Below are 17,307 nucleotides of genomic sequence, written 5' to 3' on the forward strand. Positions count from 1 at the left end.
CCTACAAAAACCTAAGACAAGGTTCATAATCTCTTACACCGTTCAAAACCGACTTCTCAATGTTTCCTTAGAGACGTGCCCCAGAAGACTGTGCTTGCCTTCCTCGCGCCCGGACAGGGTTCGCAGACTCCCGGCATGCTCGCCGACTGGCTCGAGCTGCCCGGAGCCGCCGAGCGCATTGCGGCGTGGTCCGACATCAGTGGCCTCGACCTGGCCCGTCTGGGCACCACCGCCACCGCCGAAGAGATCACCGACACGGCGGTGACGCAGCCGCTCGTCGTGGCGGCGACGCTGCTCGCCCACGAGGAGCTCACCAAGCGCGCCAACCTGGCCGAGGGCGGCGAGGACACCACGATCATCGCGGCCGGACACTCGGTCGGTGAGATCGCCGCCTACGCGATCGCCGGCGTCATCTCCGCCGACGAGGCCGTCTCGCTGGCCGCCACCCGCGGCGCTGAGATGGCCAAAGCCTGCGCGCTCGAGCCCACCGGGATGTCGGCACTGCTCGGCGGTGACGAAGCCGAGGTGCTCGCCCGCCTGGAGGCCCTGGACCTCGTTCCCGCCAACCGCAACGCAGCCGGGCAGATCGTCGCCGCAGGCGCGGTGTCGGCACTCGAGAAGCTGGCCGAGGATCCGCCGGCGCGTGCCCGGGTCCGGCGCCTCGCCACGGCGGGCGCGTTCCACACCCAATACATGGCCTCGGCGCTTGCCGGGTACACCGCGGTTGCCGATCGAATCGCGCCGGCTGAGATCTCCTCGCCCAACGTCAAGCTACTGTCGAACGCCGACGGCCGCCCGGTCTCGTCCGCTGCCGATGCGATGACCAAGCTGGTGGCCCAGATGACCAAGCCGGTCCGTTGGGACCTGTGCACCGCGACCATGCGCGAGTTGTTCGAGCAAGCGGACAACTCGGCGATCGTCGAGTTCCCCCCGGCGGGAACACTGACCGGGATCGCCAAACGCGAATTGAAGGGAACCCCGACCCACCCCATCAAGTCCCCCGCCGATCTGGACGGACTTGTGGAATCCCTCCGCAACTGACCATCACATCCCCGCAGTTCGTACGTTCCGTAACAAGTAACAACACACAGATAGAAGGAGCCACCGTGCCCGCCACTCAGGACGAAATCATTGCCGGCCTCGCCGAGATCATCGAAGAGGTCACCGGTATCGAGCCTTCCGAGGTCACGCCCGAGAAGTCGTTCGTCGACGACCTGGACATCGACTCGCTGTCGATGGTCGAGATCGCTGTGCAGACCGAGGACAAGTACGGCGTGAAGATCCCCGACGAGGACCTCGCCGGTCTGCGCACCGTCGGCGACGTCGTCGCCTACATCCAGAAGCTCGAGGCTGAGAACCCCGAAGCCGCCGCGGCCATCCGGGCGCAGATCACGGGTGACAAGTGACCAGACCTTCCACTGCTAACGGCGGTTACCCCAATGTGGTGGTGACCGCTGTAACAGCGACGACGTCGATCGCGGCGGACATCGAGAGCACGTGGAAGGGCTTGTTGGCCGGCGAGAGCGGAATCCACGTCCTCGAGGACGACTTCATCACCAAGTGGGACCTGCCGGTCAAGATCGGTGGGCACCTGAAGGAACCGCTCGACCCGCTGATGACGCGGCTCGACCTGCGCCGGATGTCCTACGTCCAGCGGATGTCGAAGTACCTGGGCAACCAGCTCTGGGAGACCGCGGGTTCGCCCGAGGTCGACCCGGACCGCTTCGCGGTGGTCATCGGCACCGGTCTGGGCGGCGGCGAGAAGATCGTCGAGACGTACGACGCGATGAACGAGGGCGGGCCCCGCAAGGTGTCCCCGCTCGCCGTTCAGATGATCATGCCGAACGGCGCCGCTGCCGTCGTCGGCCTCGCACTGGGCGCCCGCGCCGGGGTCATCACCCCGGTGTCGGCGTGCTCGTCGGGGTCCGAGGGCATCGCCCACGCCTGGCGGCAGATCGTCATGGGTGACGCGGACATCGCCGTCTGTGGCGGTGTGGAAGGCGGCATCGAGGCACTGCCCATCGCGGCGTTCTCGATGATGCGCGCCATGTCGACCCGCAACGACGATCCGGAAGGCGCGTCGCGGCCGTTCGACAAGAACCGCGACGGGTTCGTCTTCGGCGAAGCCGGCGCGCTGATGGTCATCGAGACCGAAGAGCACGCCAAGGCCCGTGGCGCCAAGCCCCTGGCCCGGCTGCTCGGCGCGGGCATCTCATCGGACGCCTACCACATGGTGGCACCGGCGCCGGACGGTCTGCGGGCCGCCCACGCGATGAAGCGGGCGATGGAGACGGCGGGCTTGTCCCCCGAGGACATCAGCCACGTCAACGCGCACGCCACGTCCACCTCGATCGGTGACCTGGCCGAGGCCAACGCCATCAGGGCCGCCGGTGTGGAACACGCCGCGGTGTACGCGCCGAAGTCGGCGCTGGGTCACTCGATCGGCGCAGTCGGCGCCCTGGAGTCGATCCTGACGGTGCTCGCACTGCGCGACGGTGTCATCCCGCCGACGCTCAACTACGAGACCCCCGACCCCGAGATCGGTCTCGATGTCGTCGCAGGTGAGCCTCGATATGGGGAATACCAGTACGCCATCAACAATTCGTTCGGGTTCGGCGGCCACAATGTGGCATTGGCCTTCGGTCGTTACTAGGAGACCCGACCGAGACGTTTGATCGGAGAAAGGACGCGCAGCTCACCCATGCCTTCGGCTACCACAGGTAACGGACTTCCGGACGTCGTCGTCACCGGTATCGCGATGACCACGAGTGTGGCCACCGACGCCGAGGCGACCTGGAAGGCGCTCCTGGATGGGCAGAGCGGCATCCGCAGGCTCGAGGATCCCTTCATCGAGCAGTTCCAGCTTCCGGTCCGCATCGGCGGTCACCTGCTGGAGGACTTCGAGTCGGAACTGACCAAGGTCGAGAACCGGCGGATGTCCTACGTGCAGAAGATGGCCGCCGTGCTGGGCCGGCGGGCCTGGGACGACGCGGGCGCGCCGGAGGTCGACACCGATCGGCTGTTGGTGTCGATCGGCACCGGCCTCGGCGGCGCCGAAGCACTGGTGTTCGCCTACGACGGCATGCGGGAGCGCGGCCTCAAAGCCGTCTCGCCGCTGTCGGTCCAGATGTACATGCCCAACGGGCCGTCCGCGGTGGTGGGACTCGACCGCCACGCCAAAGCCGGCGTCGTCACCCCGGTGTCGGCGTGCGCGTCCGGCTCGGAGGGCATCGCCCAGGCCTGGCGCAACATCGTGCTCGGCGAAGCCGACATCGCGATCTGCGGCGGCGTCGAGCAGCGCATCGAGGCCGTGCCGATCGCCGCGTTCGCCCAGATGCGCATCGTCATGTCGACCAACAACGACAACCCCGCCGGCGCGTGTCGCCCGTTCGACAAGGACCGCGACGGGTTCGTCTTCGGCGAGGCCGGTGCGCTGATGGTCATCGAGACCGAAGAGCACGCCAAGGCGCGCGGCGCCAAGCCGCTGGCGCGGTTGTTGGGTGCGAGTATCACCTCCGACGGGTTCCACATGGTGGCCCCCGATCCCAACGGGGAACGCGCCGGCTACGCGATGACGCGGGCCATCGAGCTGGGCGGTCTGCAACCCACCGACATCGACCACGTGAACGCACACGCCACCGGCACCAGCGTCGGCGACGTCGCCGAGGGCAAGGCCATCAACAACGCGCTCGGCGGTCACCATCCGGCGGTGTACGCGCCGAAGTCCGCGCTCGGCCACTCCGTCGGCGCGGTCGGCGCGGTGGAGTCGATCCTGACCCTGATGGCGTTGCGCGATGGCGTCATCCCGCCCACGTTGAACCTCGAGAACCTCGATCCCGAGATCGAGCTCGACGTGGTGGCCGGGAAGCCGCGTACCGGAGAACTCCGGTACGCGATCAACAATTCGTTCGGATTCGGCGGGCACAATGTCGCACTCGCCTTCGGTAAGTACTGACAGGAGATCACATGACGACAATGGCCCCCGACACGGTAGACGAATCACTCGATCCGCGTGATCCGCTGCTGAGGCTGTCCACGTTCTTCGACGACGGCACTGTCGAACTGCTCCACGAACGGGACCGCTCCGGTGTGCTCGCCGCGTCCGGAGCCGTCAACGGCGTGCGCACCATCGCGTTCTGCACCGACGGCACCGTGATGGGCGGCGCGATGGGCGTGGAGGGCTGCAAGCACATCGTCGACGCCTATGACGTCGCCATCGAGGAGCAGAGCCCGATCGTCGGCATCTGGCACTCGGGCGGCGCCCGGCTCGCCGAGGGTGTCAAGGCGCTGCACGCGGTGGGCCTGGTCTTCGAGGCGATGATCCGCGCGTCCGGCTACGTCCCGCAGATCTCGGTGGTCGTCGGCTTCGCTGCCGGTGGCGCCGCCTACGGTCCCGCGCTGACCGACGTCGTCATCATGGCGCCGGAAGGTCGGGTGTTCGTCACCGGACCGGACGTGGTGCGCAGCGTGACCGGCGAGGACGTCGACATGGCGTCGCTCGGCGGCCCCGACACCCACCACAAGAAGTCCGGTGTCTGCCACATCGTCGCCTCCGACGAGCTCGACGCGTACGACCGCGGCCGTCGTCTGGTCGGATACTTCTGCCAGCAGGGACATTTCGACCGCAGCAAGGCCGAGGCCGGCGACACCGATCTCAAGGCTCTGCTCCCGGAATCGTCACGCCGCGCCTACGACGTGCACCCGCTGATCGTCGCCCTGCTCGACAGCGACACACCCTTCGAGGAGTTCCAGGGCAAGTGGGCACCGTCGATGGTGGTCGGCCTCGGCCGGCTCTCGGGACGCACCGTCGGGGTGCTGGCCAACAACCCGCTGCGCCTGGGCGGTTGCCTGAACTCCGAGAGTGCGGAGAAGGCAGCGCGTTTCGTGCGGCTGTGTGACGCCTTCGGGATCCCGCTCGTGGTGATCGTGGACGTTCCCGGCTACCTGCCCGGCGTGGACCAGGAATGGGGCGGCGTGGTGCGCCGCGGAGCGAAGCTGCTGCACGCGTTCGGCGAGTCCTCGGTTCCGCGGGTCACGCTGGTCACCCGCAAGATCTACGGCGGCGCCTACATCGCGATGAACTCGCGGTCGCTGAACGCCACCAAGGTGTTCGCGTGGCCGGAGGCCGAGGTGGCCGTCATGGGCGCCAAGGCCGCGGTCGGCATCCTGCACAAGAAGAAGCTGGCCGCCGCCGCTCCCGAAGACCGTGAGGCGCTGCACGAACAGCTCGCCGTCGAGCACGAGAAGATCGCCGGCGGCGTCGACTCGGCGATCGAAATCGGCGTGGTGGACGCGAAGATCGACCCGTCGCACACCCGCAGCGTGCTGACCCAGGCGCTGGCCGAGGCACCCGCGCGCCGCGGCCGCCACAAGAACATCCCGCTGTAAACGACTGCTCTTTCGCCGAACTGAGGTTCCCGGCTGTGAATCCCGCCCGGATCACAACCGGGAACCTCATTTCGCTGCGACAAGGTCGCGTCTAGCGCGTGGTGTAGCCGCCGTTGGCCAGAATGGTCTGACCGTTGATCCAGTGCCCCTCGCCGGCCAAAAACACCACGAGGGGCGCGATGTCCTCGATCGTTGTCAGCCTGTTGTCCATCGCCTGGGATTTGTGGAACTCGACCCGCTCCGGCGTCTCCTGCGGATAGAAGAACGGTGTGTCCATCGGCCCCGGAGCGACGTTGTTGACGTTGATTCCGCGGACTCCGAACTCTTTGGAGGCGGCCCGGGCGAAGTGCTCGACCGGAGATTTGGCGCCGGCGTAGGTCGAGTACCCGTCGGTGTATGCAGCGAGCAGTGAGGTGACGACGGTGATCACCGAACCGTTGTCGTTGAGCCGTCTACCCGCCTCCTGCAGGAAGAAGTATGCAGCTTTGGAGTTGATCGCGAACATCGAATCGTATTCCGCCTCGGTCGTTTCCATGATCGGCTTGCGCAGCACCTTACCGACGGTGTTGACCGCGATGTCCACTCCGCCGAAAGCATTCGCTGCCGCCTCGAACAGCCCCGCCACGTTGGCCGGAACGGTGAGGTCGCCTTGCACCTTGATCGCCCGGGCACCAGCGTCTTCGACGGCCTGCACCGTGTTGTCTGCGTCAGCCTCGGTGCCGGCGCTGTTGTAGTGCACCGCCACGTTGACACCCTGACGCGCGAGCTGAGTGCTGATGAGCCCACCGAGGTTCTTCGCTCCGGCCGCGACGACTGCTGATTTCCCGTTGAGTGTTGTCATAGCGTCCACGCTAGGCAGCGGTTCCACAAATGAAAAACAACAATTTTTGGTCTTTCAACAGTTTTTCATTGTGGATACAGTGCAGGAATGACCTCCTCCGAACCCGACCTGCGCCGACTGCGCCACTTCATCGCCGTCGCGGAGTCCGGCGGGTTCACCAGGGCCGCCGCGTCGCTGCACCTGAGTCAGCAGGCCCTGAGCAGCTCGATCCGACAACTTGAAAAGGACCTCGGCACTGCACTTTTCACGCGGATGGGTCGCCAGGTGGCGTTGACCAGAGCGGGCCAGACGCTGTTGAGCGAAGGCAGGGTGCTGCTGGCGGCCGCACGCACCGTCGCCGAACACGTCGAAAGAGTCGGAGCCAGCAGTGCTGAGGCATTCGTCGTCGCCCACACTCCGGCCCTCAGCGGCATCGAGGCCTATACGGTTCTAGAACCCGCGATTGAAGCTTTTGGCGATGTCTCTTTCACTCTTCGACAGCTCTACCCCGCGGACTTGACGTCAGCGGTGCTGGATGGGTCGGTGCAGTTGGGGCTCAGACGCGGCGTCGTACCACCCGATGACCTAGCTGCGGCCGTGGTCGGCTATCACCCTGTCCGCCTTGCCGTTCCGTCGAACCATCGACTCGCGCACCGCCGGCGAGTAGATATCGACCAACTTGCCGATGAACGGATTGTTCTTTGGTCACCACCCGGGACGTCTTACTACAGCGACCTTCTGGCCGGTGCGTGCCGACGAGCCGGGTTCGAGCCCCACTACGTCATCAGCCGCGTTCAGGGGGCCGCGACCGTAGCCGCTCCCCTGACGACCGGCGCGATTGCGTTCGTCACATCGGCGGCCGGTCCGGCGATGGATGGACGCGTTCAGGTCATCGATGTGCACCCCGCAATCAAGGTTCCCGTTCAGGCCCTCTGGCAACGGCACACCGTTTCGGCGGTGCGCGACAAGATCCTCACCGGGTAGCGCGTTATCGCCGAACTGAGGGTCCTGGTTGTGAATCTCGCCCGACTCACAACCAGGAACCTCAGTTCGCCGCGGCGAGCATCTCCGCAGCCGCGGCTTCCGCGCGCGACCGGTCCCCGGCGACCAGGCCGATGCGGGTACGCCGGTCGAGGATGTCCTCGACAGTCAACGCGCCCTCATGGGTCACCGCGTACTCGAACTCCGCCCGGGTGACGTCGATGCCGTCGGCGACCGCATCGGTGGGTCGCTCGCAGCCGGCCTGGGCGATCACGTTGGGCGCCTCTGCGCCGTAGCGGGCCACCAGTGAGCTCGGGAGTTCGGCCGGCGACCGCAGCGTGGCCACCGGGTTCGACGGCGCGCCGACCAACGGCAGATTCCGGGTGCGGCAGACGCCTGCGGTCAGACCGCGCAGCGTCACGGCCCGGTCCACGACATCCTCGGCCATGTACCGGTACTCGGTCAGTTTCCCGCCGATCACGCTGATCACCCCCGAGGGCGATTCGGTCACCGCATGTTCGCGGGACACGTCGGCAGTACGACCCGACCCGGTGTCGATCAGCGGGCGCAGGCCGGCATAGGCGCCGACGATGTCGTCGTGGCCGAGCGCGGTGTCCAGCGCGGTGTTGACGGTGTCGAGCAGGAACGCGACCTCCGACGGGGTCGGATGCGGCACATCGGGGATCGGCCCCGGGGCATCCTCGTCGGTCAGCCCCAGATACACCCGACCGAGCTGCTCGGGCATCGCGAACACGAACCTGTTGATCTCGCCGGGGATCGGAACGGTCAGCGCCGCAGTGGGATTGCCGAACGCGGCGGCATCGAACACCAGATGGGTGCCGCGGCTGGGCCGCAACCGGATGGAGTCGTCGACCTCGCCGGCCCACACCCCGGTGGCGTTGACAACCGCGCGGGCGGTGACGTCCGTCGACTCCCCCGTCTGCACGTCGGTGAGCGTGACCGAGGTGCGGGTGGCATCCGACGCCGCGACCCGGGTGAGGATCCTGGCGCCGTGCTGCGCCGCGGTGCGGGCCACCGCGGTGACCAAACGGGCGTCGTCGACGAGCTGGCCGTCGTAGGCCAGCAGCCCACCGTCCAGTCCGTCGCGGCGCACCGTCGGCGCCAGCGCGACAGCACGTTGCGCATCGATCCGGCGGGACCGCGGCAGCGTCGCCGCCGGCGTGCCGGCCAACTTGCGCAGCCCGTCACCCGCGGCGAACCCGAACCTCACCAGCGCCCGGGAGGCGGCGGTCATCTCGGGCAGCAGCGGGACCAGCTGCGGCATCGCCCGCACGAGATGAGGGCCGTTGCGGGTCATCAGGATTCCACGTTCGACGGCGCTGCGCCGGGCGATGCCCACGTTGCCGGTGGCGAGGTAGCGCAGTCCGCCGTGCACCAGCTTGGAGCTCCACCGACTGGTGCCGAACGCCAGATCGTGCTTCTCCACCAGCACCACCGACAGGCCCCGGCTCGCCGCGTCCAGAGCGATGCCGGCGCCGGTGATGCCGCCGCCGATGACAATCAGGTCGACGGTCGTGCCGTCGGTGAGCGCGGCGAGTTCCCTGGCGCGCCGCGAGGCGTTCAGAGCCGTTGTGCTGCTCATGGTTTCAGATATCCGTTCAGCGAGTGGGCGAGCTCGACACCGAGCGCCTCGCGGTCGAGGATCTTCTCGACCATCTGGGAGGACTGGATGGTGGACTGCGTGATCAGCAGGCACATCGCGCCCATCTGGCGCGGATCACCCGGCCGGACGCTGCCGTCGTCCTGCGCGGCGGTGATCGCCTCTGCCAGCGCCTCGACGAGGATCTGCTGGCTGGTGCCGAGGCGTTCGGCGATGTACACCATCGCCAAGCTCGGCGCGTTGATGATCACCGACATCACGACCTCGTCGTTGCGCAGATGCTCGGCCACCGCGACCACCCGCTCGACCAGTGCCGTGCGCCCGGGCCCGCGGGACGGGATGGCGTCGAGCACCCCGGCGATCCGGGCCGTCAGCAGTTCGGCGATCACCCAGCGGATGTCCGGCCAGCGGCGGTAGATCGTCGGTCGGCTGACTCGTGCCCGCCGCGCGATCTCGGTCATCGTCGTCCGCTCGACGCCGAACGCCAGGATGCACGCCGCGGCGGCATCCAGGATTCGCTTCTCGACACTGGCATCAGCGTTACGGATTGACATGATCTGTAATACTGTAACTCATGACGCGCCCCAATGCCCATCCGGACCATCCCCCGATGCAGTGGAACGCCTGGGGTGACGCCGCTGCGGCCAAACCGCTGTCCCCCGGGATTCGCGCGCTGCTGGAGCAGGCGCTCGGGATCGAGGCGCACGACGTCGACGAGCCCAGCGCCGCTGAGGTCCGGTTGCGGCCGTCGGCGTTGTCCCAGACCGACCGCAACGGTCTGAGCGCCATCGTCGGCGCCGCCAACGTCACCGTCGACGACCACGCACGGTTGCTTCGCGCCGGCGGAAAGTCCACTCTGGACCTGCTCCGACGGCGCGATTTCGGGGTCCAGGACGCTCCCGATGCGGTGCTGTTGCCGGGCGGCGAAGACGAAGTGGCCAAGATCCTCACCTTCTGCGCAGATCGCAGCATCGCCGTCGTCCCCTTCGGCGGCGGCACCAGCGTCGTGGGTGGACTGGACCCGTTGCGCGGGGACTTCAAGGCGGTGGTGTCGCTGGATCTGCACCGACTCGACGGGTTGCACACGCTCGACGAGGTGTCGTGGGAGGCCGAGTTGGGTGCCGGCCTGAGCGGGCCGGAGGCCGAACGGCTGCTCGGCGAGCACGGTTTCGCCGTCGGCCACTATCCGCAGAGCTTCCTGTTCGCCACCATCGGGGGATTCGCCGCGACGCGGTCGTCCGGGCAGAACTCCGCGGGCTACGGCCGGTTTGACGACATGGTCCGCGGCCTGCGGGCCGTCACCCCGGCCGGCATCCTCGACCTCGGCCGGGCCCCGGAATCGGCGGCCGGACCCGATCTGCGCCAGCTGCTCATCGGCTCGGAGGGCACCCTCGGGATCATCACCCGGGTGCGAGTCCGCATCCACCCGATCCCCGAGGCCACCCGGTACGAGGCGTGGTCGTTCCCCGACTTCGCCACCGGCGCCGACGCGCTGCGCGCGGTCGTCCAGACCGGCACCGGTCCGACCGTGATCCGACTGTCCGACGAGGCCGAGACCGGCGTCAACCTCGCCACCACCGAGAACATCGGCGAAACGCAGATCACCGGCGGGTGCCTGGCGATCACCGCGTTCGAGGGCACCGAAGCCCACGTCGCCAGCCGTCACGCCGAAACCCGGGCCGTGCTGGAAGCCGGCGGCGGGACATCACTGGGTGAAGAACCGGCACGCGCCTGGGAGCACGGCCGGTTCAACGCTCCGTACCTGCGTGATGCGCTGCTGTCGGCGGGCGCCCTGTGCGAAACCCTGGAGACCGCCACCAACTGGTCGAACGTGCCGGTGCTGAAGGCCGCGGTCACCGAGGCACTCACCGCCGCGCTCACCGATTCGGGGTCACCGGCGCTGGTGCTGTGCCACATTTCGCATGTGTATCCGACCGGGGCATCGCTGTACTTCACGGTCGTAGCCGCTCAGCGCGGCAACCCGATCGAGCAGTGGCGCACGGCCAAAGCGGCCGCATCCGACGCGATGATGCGCGTCGGCGCCACCATCACCCACCACCACGCCGTCGGCGCCGACCACCGGCCGTGGATGCGCGACGAGATCGGCGACGTCGGAGTCCAGGTGTTGCGCGCGGTCAAGAAGGCCCTCGACCCCGCCGGGATCCTGAACCCGGGCAAGCTGATTCCGTGAGCCCTCCCGCGCGCGTCACCGTGCTGACCAACCCGGCCTCGGGGCACGGCCGCGCGCCGCACGCCGCCGAGCGAGCCATCACCCAACTGCACCGTCGCGGCGTCGACGTCGTCGCGGTCGCGGGCCGCGACGCCGAGCACGCCCGGCAACTGGTTGCCGGGGCCCTGGACCGCGGGATGGATGCGCTCGTGGTGGTCGGCGGCGACGGCATCGTCTCCCTCGCCCTGCAGGTGATCGCGCAGACCGAGATACCGCTGGCGATCGTCCCGGCGGGTACCGGCAACGACCACGCCCGGGAGTTCGGGATCCCGGCCGGTGATCCCGAAGCGGCCGCCGACGTCGTCGTCGACGGCGTGGTGCACGAGGTGGACCTGGGCCGCATAGTCGGCGCCGACGGCACCGACAAGTGGTTCGGCACCGTGATGGCCGCCGGCTTCGATTCGCTGGTCACCGACCGGACGAACCGGATGCGCTGGCCCCACGGCCGGATGCGGTACAACCTGGCGATGGTGGCCGAACTGTCCAAGCTGCGGCTGCTGCCGTTTCGTTTGACTTTCAGCGGGCCGGGAGGCGAGACAGATCTGGTCACCGAGCTGACGCTGGCCGCGTTCGGCAACACTCGCAGCTACGGCGGCGGGATGCTGATCTGTCCGGAGGCCGATCCGACGGACGGTCTGCTGGATGTGACGATGGTGGCCTCCGCGTCCCGCTCGCGGCTGATCCGGTTGTTCCCCAAGGTCTTCAAAGGCACCCACGTCCACCTCGAGGAAGTGCAGACGGCCCGCGCCCGCACCATCACCGTCGACTCACCGGGAATCAACACCTACGCCGACGGCGAGTACGTCTGCCCGCTGCCGGTGGAGGTGTCCGCGGTGCCGGGAGCGCTGAAGATATTACGTCCCGCAAAGCGAGGTCGGCCTAGCCGACTCCCCGGTTGAGCCAGCTGACCTCGGCGCCGGCGCCACCGTCGCGGTAGGCCTCGAGGGCTTCGTCCCAGGCGGTGCCCAGCACCGAATCCAGTTCGACGGCCAGGGTGTCCGCGCCGGATGCCATCAGGGTGCGCAGCCGCATCTCGCCGACCATCACGTCCCCGTTGGCGCTCATCGCTCCACTCCACATGCCCAGCTGCGGGGTGTGGCACCAGCGGTGACCGTCGACCCCGGTGCTGGGATCCTCGGTCACCTCGAAGCGCAGTACCGACCACGAGCGCAGTGCGTTCGCCAGTTGGGCTCCGGTGCCGACCGGCCCGACCCAGTTGGTGACGGCACGCAGCTGACCCGGCATCGCGGGTTGCGGGGTCCACTTCAGATTCGCCCTCGCGGAGAGGGTCGACGACAACGCCCACTCGACGTGCGGGCACACCGCCGCGGGTGAGGCATGGATGTAAACCACGCCCGTCGCCGCGTCGGCGAATTGGTTCGCTGCACGCATCTGTTGCTCCTTCGGCTCCACGAGGGACGTCTTCCCCAACGACCTGGTGAACCTTCAGAGGCTGTAGATGCAGTTGTGCTGTACGTGCCTATTGTGCCTTGTGAGGCGGATGTTGCGCTAGTCCGGTCCGAAATCTCTCAGAACTTCATCAGACAGGGCCGGCATCACCGACTGCGCCCACTCGCCGAATTTGCGGTCGGTCAGCACGACCAGGGCGAGTCCGGCTTCCGGGTCGACCCAGAGAAACGTCCCTGACTGGCCGAAATGACCGTAGGTGCCGGCGGAATTGTGCTTGCCGGTCCAGTGCGGCGATTTGCCGTCCCTGATCTCGAACCCCAGCCCCCAGTCGTTGGGGCGTTGCACGCCGAAGCCGGGCAGCACCCCGTCCAATCCGGGAAACTGCACCGACGTGGCCTCGCGGTGCATCTGCGGCGACACCGTCGCCGGCACCAGCAGGTCGCCGGCAAATGCCACCAGGTCGTCGACGGTCGACGTCGCCCCGTAACCGGCGGCCTGCGCCCCACCGTCGAGCACGGTGTCGGCCATCCCGAGCGGCTCACAGAGCGCCTCGCCCAGGTAGGTGACGAAGGGGATGGTCGATTCTCGCTCGAGGGTCTCGGCGAGCACCGCGAACCCGTGATTGGAGTAGATCCGGCGGGTGCCGGGCTCGGCGAGCACCTTCGCCGATGTCATCTCGTAACCGGCGGTGTGGGCGAGCAGGTGGCGCACTGTCGATCCGGGCGGACCGGCCTCGGTGTCGAGTTCCAGGGCACCTTCTTCGATCGCCACCTGGGCGGCGCGCGCGACCAGCGGCTTGGTCACCGACGCCAGCGGGAAGCGGTGCCGGGTGTCGCCGTGGCTGTCGAGCACCCCGGCGGCACCCACTACCGCCGCGGCGACGGTCGGAACCGGCCAGTCGGCGAGGACGTCCAGGGCTGCCATCGACTGAGCAGCCTAGTTCGTCTCCCCGTTCGGCTTCGAACCGCCGACCAGAGCGTGGATGCGTCCCCGCGGGTAGGGCAGATCGATCCCGGCCTCGTCGTAGGCGCGCAGGATCTCCCGGCGCAACCGCCGCTGCACCGCCCACTGGGCGCCCGGACGGGTCTTCAACGTCATCCGCAGCGTCATCAGATCGGGCGAGAGCTCCTGCACGCCGAGCATCTCGGGTTTCCCGAGAACCTTGGCCTCGATCGACTCATCGGCCAGGGCGGCCTCTGCCGCCTCCAGTGCGACCCGCTCGGCCTGGTCCACGTCGGCCGTCAGTGCCACCGGAACCTCGATCCGCGCCACGGCGTACTCCTGGCTCATGTTGCCCACGCGGGCGATCTCGCCGTTGCGGACGTACCACAGGGTGCCGTCGATGTCGCGCAGCGTGGTGATCCGCAACCCGACGCTCTGTACCTCACCGACCGCCTCCCCGAGGTCGACGATGTCACCCACGCCGTACTGATCCTCCAGCAGCATGAAAACGCCGGTGACAAAATCGCGCACCAGGTTCTGGGCGCCGAAGCCGATGGCGAGCCCGACCACGCCGGCAGAGGCGATGAACGGTGCGATGTTCACGCCGACCACGTTGAGGATCGCGAGGATCGCCCAGACCAGCAGCACGATCGACACCGTGGACTTGAGGACCGACCCGATGGTCTGGGCCCGCTGCTGGCGGCGTTCACTCACCTGCCGGCTGGTCGCGGTGGCCGGCACCCGATCGCGCAGACCACGCAGCAACGGCGGCTTGGCCGGCGCATTCTCGTCTCCGCTGGCCTTCTTCTTACCGGCCCGCCCGGTGGCCCGGTCGATCATCCGATGCAGGATGAATCGGGCGATCAGAACGACGACGAGATAGATCGTGATGCGCAGCGGCACCTCGCCGAGCCAGTGACGACTTGTCTCCGTCCATTCGAAAGCCAAGGAGTGCACATCCATGCTTTCGACCGTACGGATCGTCGCGGTGTTCTCCAACCCCGTCCCGGGCGCTCACTTCCTGGCGATGTAGTAGAAGTTCAGCGGGTCGGACTCGATCTCGCGCACCTGCACATCGGCGAACCCGGCGTCGGCCAGCATCGCCGTGGCGACCTCGCGACCCCAACAGGTACCGAGCCCGTCGCCGTCGAGACCCAACGACACACTCATGCAGTGCATCGTCGAGACGGTGTACAGGTAGGACCCGAACGGCACCCCGATGTTCTCCTCCAGCCGGCTGGACGCCTTGATGTCCACCATCAGGAAAACGCCTCCGGGCCGCAGTGCGCGATGGATGTTGGCCAGCACCTCGGCCGGGTGCGCCTGGTCGTGGATGGCGTCGAACGCGGTGATGACGTCGAAGGCCTCGGTTCTGCGGTCCTCGGCGACGTCGGCGGACTCGAACGTGACGTTGGTCAACCCGAGCCGCAGCGCCTCGGCGGCGCCCGCCGCGAGACCCTCCTGCGAGAAGTCGATACCGACGAATCGGCTGGACGGGAACGCCTGCCCCATGACGTTGACGGCGTGTCCACTGCCGCAGCCGAAGTCGGCCACGTCGGCACCGGCCTGCAGCCGTTCGGGCAGCCCGTCGACCAACGGCAGGATGCCGTCCACCAGAGCGGCGTCGAACACTTCTCCACTCTCTTCGGCCATCAGGGTGTGGAAGCGCGGATACTCGCTGTAGGACAGGCCGCCGCCGTGCTCGAAGCAGCTGATCACCTTCTGCTCCACCTCGCCCAGCAACGGGATGAACTGCGCGACGCGCGACAGGTTGTCCGGCCCGGCCGCGCGGGTCAGGACGGCCGCGCGGTGCTCGGGAAGCGAGTACGTCTGTGTCGCGGGGTCGTAGTCGACGATGCGGCCGGCGACCACACCGCCGAGCCACTCCCGGACGTAACGTTCGTTCAGCCCGGCGGCGTCGGCGATCTGTGTGCTGGTGGCCGGGGGCAGGCCCGCCAGCGTGTCGAACAGCTTGGTCTGGTGGCCGATCGACAGCAGCAGCGCCACGCTGGCGGCGTCGATCGCTCCGACGATCCGCTCGGCGAACTCCTCGGTGGCCTCGGTTGCACTTGTTGGGTTTACGTCCATAGTCGTCATGGGAGACACGCTAGGCCGACGGCGCCGTCGTCGGCATCGATCACCCGATGTAAGTCTCCGCAGACAAGTGGTGCAAATGATGCAGACGTCAGACGATGTTGTGGTCGCGCGCCCAGGACACCGCTGCAGTCCGGTTGGACACCCCCAGCTTGGCGTAGATGTTGGCCAGGTGCCTGCCGACGGTCTTGTCCGACAGACACAATCGCTGTGCCAGCTCCCGGTTGGTGGCGCCCCCTGCGATGCCGCACAGCACCTCGACCTCGCGCCGCGTCAGCCCGCCGGGCGCCGGTGATCCGCAGATCCCCGCAGGCTCCACGCCGAGTTCGGCGTAGATCGTGTCGGCCGTCGCCGCGTCGGCGGCAGCGGCAGCGGACTGCCCCAGCCCCCGTCGGGCCAGCGCCATCCACTCGTACACTTCGGCGGTTTCGTAGCGCGACTGCTGGATCCGGTACTCCCGCAACGCCGCCTGCAGCGACTGCAATCCTGCGTCGAACTGTCCCCGGCGCACCGCCACGGCACCCCGCGCATGCGCAGCCCATGCCAGATAACCCGGCGTCCCGAAGGACTCCGCGTCTTCTTGCAGTTCACGGGAGTACAGCTCGGCCTCGTCGAGATCGTCGCGGCCCAAAGCGATCTCCACGGCGGCCCGCAACAATCGCACTCGGGCCAGCCGGTCGCGGCCGGTGAGTGCCAGCCGGATCGCCGTCCACGCCCCGGCGATGTCGCCACGGCGGCATGCCAGCAGTGCCTCACCGGGCTGTGGATCCATGCCGAGCACCCGCGCCTGGGCGAAAGCGGTTGCCGCGCCGTCGAAGTCGCCCAGCAGCCGACGCACCTCGCCCAGCTGGTAATACCCTTCGGCGGCCGCCCAGGCGTTGGCCTCCTCCAGCGTCCTGCTGGCCAGGCCGAGCCGGTCCTCCAGCGCGCGGTAGTCCGCCTGATCACTGGTGGCCACCTGCACCTGCAGCCGGTGCACGTCGCAGACGCCCCCGTAGGGCACCGATCCCGACAGGCCGCACCACTGTTCCATCGACTGCGTCCAGGTGCGCATCCTCGGCATGTCGGCGAGCTTGTGGGTGTGGTGCAGCACGATGCAGTAGATGTCACCGGCCCATTCGATCGGCACCTGGTCGGCCAGCAGCGGCAGGATGCCCTCGTCGATCAGCGCGTATCCCTCGGCGGTGCGCGCGTGCAGGATCGCCTCGATGCCTGCGGCGATCAGCCCCAGCGCGGAGATCGCCGGGGTGGCCAGTCGCCCGCCCATCTCGCGCAACGTGTGCACCCGCGCCGTCAGTGCGTCCAGATCCAGGGAGAGTGCGGCGACGACGGCGTCGAGATAGGCGAGGTAGCCGTGGGCGGGCCCCTCCTCGGCGTCGGCGAGCAGTCGGCGGGCGCGGTTCATCCAGCCCTGTCCGATGTTGACATCGCCCCGGATCAGCCAGCCCAGCGCCAACTCGTTGGCCTTCATGGCCGCGGCCACCGGGTCGGTTCTGGTCAATTCGGCGAACACCCGCTCCGCAGCGCGGATGGACTCCTTGACATGGCCCAGCCGCCACGCGGCGAACGCGAATGCGTCCAGATCGTCGGTGTGCAGCGGTGCGTACCGGCCGGCGAGGTCGAAGGCGTGGTAGCTGGCAGCCCAGTCTCGCCGCCGGTGCGCTTCCCTGGCGGCGGAGAGGAGATCGGTCTGAGGATCGGCCAGCATCGACCCCTACGGTATGCCGATCCGGCTGCTCAGAACAGGTCGATGAGGTGTTCGGCGCACCGGTGCGCCGACGTGGACGGGCGTGTGGACACCAGTCCGGGCCGCTGCCCCGC

The 17,307-nt window shown here is 68.1% G+C and carries 16 protein-coding genes; 8 read left to right on the plus strand and 8 right to left on the minus strand.

Annotation, left to right across the window (positions count from 1 at the left end; all coding sequences use genetic code 11):
* The first annotated feature begins 90 nt into the window (after positions 1-90).
* The 5 genes from G6N53_RS21815 to G6N53_RS21835 all read left to right on the plus strand — a co-directional run bounded on the left by G6N53_RS21815 (position 91) and on the right by G6N53_RS21835 (position 5,388).
* Positions 91-1,041 (plus strand): ACP S-malonyltransferase, encoded by a 951-nt coding sequence (locus G6N53_RS21815; protein ID WP_205390587.1) that lies wholly within the window; start codon positions 91-93, stop codon positions 1,039-1,041.
* A gap of 65 nt (positions 1,042-1,106) precedes the next feature.
* On the plus strand, positions 1,107-1,406 hold the full coding sequence (acpM, locus tag G6N53_RS21820) for a meromycolate extension acyl carrier protein AcpM (RefSeq protein WP_159234008.1): 300 nt from the start codon (positions 1,107-1,109) through the stop codon (positions 1,404-1,406).
* Positions 1,403-2,653, plus strand: coding sequence for a 3-oxoacyl-ACP synthase KasA (gene kasA / locus G6N53_RS21825; RefSeq protein ID WP_163892011.1), 1,251 nt, complete (start codon positions 1,403-1,405; stop codon positions 2,651-2,653). The genes acpM and kasA overlap by 4 nt, the downstream gene beginning before the upstream one ends.
* Positions 2,654-2,701: 48 nt before the next feature.
* The gene (gene kasB / locus G6N53_RS21830) at positions 2,702-3,955 is read left to right on the plus strand and encodes a 3-oxoacyl-ACP synthase KasB (protein ID WP_163892013.1); all 1,254 of its coding nucleotides are present in this window, start codon (positions 2,702-2,704) and stop codon (positions 3,953-3,955) included.
* 11 nt (positions 3,956-3,966) lie between these two features.
* Positions 3,967-5,388, plus strand: a complete 1,422-nt coding sequence (locus G6N53_RS21835; RefSeq protein WP_163892018.1) for an acyl-CoA carboxylase subunit beta — start codon at positions 3,967-3,969, stop codon at positions 5,386-5,388.
* 91 nt (positions 5,389-5,479) lie between these two features.
* On the opposite strand, the gene G6N53_RS21840 is transcribed toward G6N53_RS21835, so the two are convergent.
* The gene (locus G6N53_RS21840) at positions 5,480-6,229 is read right to left on the minus strand and encodes an SDR family oxidoreductase (RefSeq protein WP_163892021.1); all 750 of its coding nucleotides are present in this window, start codon (positions 6,227-6,229) and stop codon (positions 5,480-5,482) included.
* Between the two features lie 87 nt (positions 6,230-6,316).
* Between G6N53_RS21840 and G6N53_RS21845 the strand changes: the two genes are divergently transcribed.
* Positions 6,317-7,192: a LysR family transcriptional regulator gene (locus G6N53_RS21845; RefSeq protein WP_163892025.1), complete on the plus strand. Its 876-nt coding sequence runs from the start codon at positions 6,317-6,319 to the stop codon at positions 7,190-7,192.
* 61 nt (positions 7,193-7,253) lie between these two features.
* On the opposite strand, the gene G6N53_RS21850 is transcribed toward G6N53_RS21845, so the two are convergent.
* Positions 7,254-8,792, minus strand: coding sequence for a glycerol-3-phosphate dehydrogenase/oxidase (locus G6N53_RS21850; RefSeq protein ID WP_163892028.1), 1,539 nt, complete (start codon positions 8,790-8,792; stop codon positions 7,254-7,256).
* On the minus strand, positions 8,789-9,367 hold the full coding sequence (locus G6N53_RS21855) for a TetR/AcrR family transcriptional regulator (protein ID WP_163896201.1): 579 nt from the start codon (positions 9,365-9,367) through the stop codon (positions 8,789-8,791). Before G6N53_RS21855 ends, G6N53_RS21850 begins: the two co-directional genes overlap by 4 nt.
* A gap of 53 nt (positions 9,368-9,420) precedes the next feature.
* On the opposite strand from G6N53_RS21855, the gene G6N53_RS21860 reads away from it, so the two are divergent.
* Both G6N53_RS21860 and G6N53_RS21865 read left to right on the plus strand, forming a co-directional pair.
* Entirely contained in the window at positions 9,421-11,001 is a 1,581-nt protein-coding gene (locus tag G6N53_RS21860) for an FAD-binding oxidoreductase (RefSeq protein WP_163896203.1), read from the plus strand.
* Positions 10,998-11,939 carry a diacylglycerol kinase gene (locus G6N53_RS21865; protein WP_163892031.1) on the plus strand — a complete coding sequence of 314 codons (942 nt, stop codon included), beginning with the start codon at positions 10,998-11,000 and terminating at the stop codon, positions 11,937-11,939. The genes G6N53_RS21860 and G6N53_RS21865 overlap by 4 nt, the downstream gene beginning before the upstream one ends.
* Here the strand turns inward: G6N53_RS21865 and G6N53_RS21870 are convergent.
* The 5 genes from G6N53_RS21870 to G6N53_RS21890 form a co-directional block, all read right to left on the minus strand.
* Positions 11,920-12,432 carry a DUF3145 domain-containing protein gene (locus tag G6N53_RS21870; protein WP_163892035.1) on the minus strand — a complete coding sequence of 171 codons (513 nt, stop codon included), beginning with the start codon at positions 12,430-12,432 and terminating at the stop codon, positions 11,920-11,922. The two genes, G6N53_RS21865 and G6N53_RS21870, sit on opposite strands and share 20 nt — an antisense overlap.
* A 117-nt stretch (positions 12,433-12,549) precedes the next feature.
* On the minus strand, positions 12,550-13,374 hold the full coding sequence (locus tag G6N53_RS21875) for a serine hydrolase domain-containing protein (protein WP_163892039.1): 825 nt from the start codon (positions 13,372-13,374) through the stop codon (positions 12,550-12,552).
* A 12-nt stretch (positions 13,375-13,386) separates the two neighbouring features.
* Positions 13,387-14,355: a mechanosensitive ion channel family protein gene (locus tag G6N53_RS21880; protein ID WP_163892042.1), complete on the minus strand. Its 969-nt coding sequence runs from the start codon at positions 14,353-14,355 to the stop codon at positions 13,387-13,389.
* 51 nt (positions 14,356-14,406) lie between these two features.
* Positions 14,407-15,489 carry a class I SAM-dependent methyltransferase gene (locus G6N53_RS21885; protein ID WP_163892045.1) on the minus strand — a complete coding sequence of 361 codons (1,083 nt, stop codon included), beginning with the start codon at positions 15,487-15,489 and terminating at the stop codon, positions 14,407-14,409.
* A gap of 88 nt (positions 15,490-15,577) precedes the next feature.
* Positions 15,578-17,194, minus strand: a complete 1,617-nt coding sequence (locus G6N53_RS21890; RefSeq protein WP_163892048.1) for a LuxR family transcriptional regulator — start codon at positions 17,192-17,194, stop codon at positions 15,578-15,580.
* Positions 17,195-17,307: the final 113 nt, after the last annotated feature.

The sequence above is a fragment of the Mycolicibacterium hippocampi genome (assembly GCF_010723735.1).
Taxonomy (GTDB): Bacteria; Actinomycetota; Actinomycetes; order Mycobacteriales; family Mycobacteriaceae; genus Mycobacterium; species Mycobacterium hippocampi.

Excerpts from the sequence above, each read along its gene's own strand:
- G6N53_RS21860 (WP_163896203.1), top strand. The coding sequence starts at position 9,421 with ATGCAGTGGAACGCCTGGGGTGACGCCGCTGCGGCCAAACCGCTGTCC.
- G6N53_RS21880 (WP_163892042.1), bottom strand. The coding sequence starts at position 14,355 with ATGGATGTGCACTCCTTGGCTTTCGAATGGACGGAGACAAGTCGTCAC.
- G6N53_RS21875 (WP_163892039.1), bottom strand. The coding sequence starts at position 13,374 with ATGGCAGCCCTGGACGTCCTCGCCGACTGGCCGGTTCCGACCGTCGCC.
- kasB (WP_163892013.1), top strand. The coding sequence starts at position 2,702 with ATGCCTTCGGCTACCACAGGTAACGGACTTCCGGACGTCGTCGTCACC.
- G6N53_RS21890 (WP_163892048.1), bottom strand. The coding sequence starts at position 17,194 with ATGCTGGCCGATCCTCAGACCGATCTCCTCTCCGCCGCCAGGGAAGCG.
- G6N53_RS21850 (WP_163892028.1), bottom strand. The coding sequence starts at position 8,792 with ATGAGCAGCACAACGGCTCTGAACGCCTCGCGGCGCGCCAGGGAACTC.
- G6N53_RS21835 (WP_163892018.1), top strand. The coding sequence starts at position 3,967 with ATGACGACAATGGCCCCCGACACGGTAGACGAATCACTCGATCCGCGT.
- G6N53_RS21885 (WP_163892045.1), bottom strand. The coding sequence starts at position 15,489 with ATGACGACTATGGACGTAAACCCAACAAGTGCAACCGAGGCCACCGAG.
- G6N53_RS21870 (WP_163892035.1), bottom strand. The coding sequence starts at position 12,432 with ATGCGTGCAGCGAACCAATTCGCCGACGCGGCGACGGGCGTGGTTTAC.
- G6N53_RS21840 (WP_163892021.1), bottom strand. The coding sequence starts at position 6,229 with ATGACAACACTCAACGGGAAATCAGCAGTCGTCGCGGCCGGAGCGAAG.
- G6N53_RS21845 (WP_163892025.1), top strand. The coding sequence starts at position 6,317 with ATGACCTCCTCCGAACCCGACCTGCGCCGACTGCGCCACTTCATCGCC.